The following is a 631-nucleotide window of genomic DNA, read 5'->3' on the forward strand; positions in this document are numbered from 1 at the left end:
ACTAGCCCATCCGCACCGGCTGATCTTCTGGTCGCAGAAGATGGCGCGTCGGTCAGCGGTACGGCGGAAGCCGGCAGCACGGTCACGATCAGTGATGCGGCAGGCAATGTGCTGGGCAACGCCACGGCAGGCGGAGACGGCAGCTTTACCGTAGCACTCTTGCCCGCGCTGACCAACGGAGAAATGGTTACCGCCATCGTCAGTGATGCCGTGGGCAATATCTCCGAACCCGCCACAGCAACTGCCCCGGACACCACTAGCCCATCCGCACCGGCTGATCTTCTGGTCGTGGAAGATGGCACCTCAGTTAGCGGCACCGCCGAAGCCGGCAGTACGGTCACGATCAGCGATGCGGCAGGCAATGTGCTGGGCAGCGTTACGGCAGGCGGAGACGGCAGCTTTACTGTACCGCTGTCGCCCGCGCTGACCAACGGAGAAACGGTTACCGCCGTCGCCCGCGATGCCGCGGGCAATATCTCCGAACCTGCCACAATAACCGCCCCGGATACCACCGCGCCGGATGTGCCGCAAGCCTATATCAGCGATGACGGAAGCAGCGTGAACGGCACGGCGGAGGCAGGCAGCACCGTGACGATCACGTTGCCGGATACCAGTACAGTGGGCACGACGG

General features: G+C 63.9%; 1 protein-coding gene. It reads left to right on the plus strand.

Going from position 1 to position 631, the window contains the following annotated elements; genetic code table 11:
* On the plus strand, positions 1-631 hold a 631-nt coding region (locus tag NC856_RS17665), incomplete at both ends, for an Ig-like domain-containing protein (RefSeq protein ID WP_264091706.1).

It is taken from the genome of Brenneria izbisi (genome assembly GCF_025840185.1).
GTDB lineage: Bacteria > Pseudomonadota > Gammaproteobacteria > Enterobacterales > Enterobacteriaceae > Brenneria > Brenneria izbisi.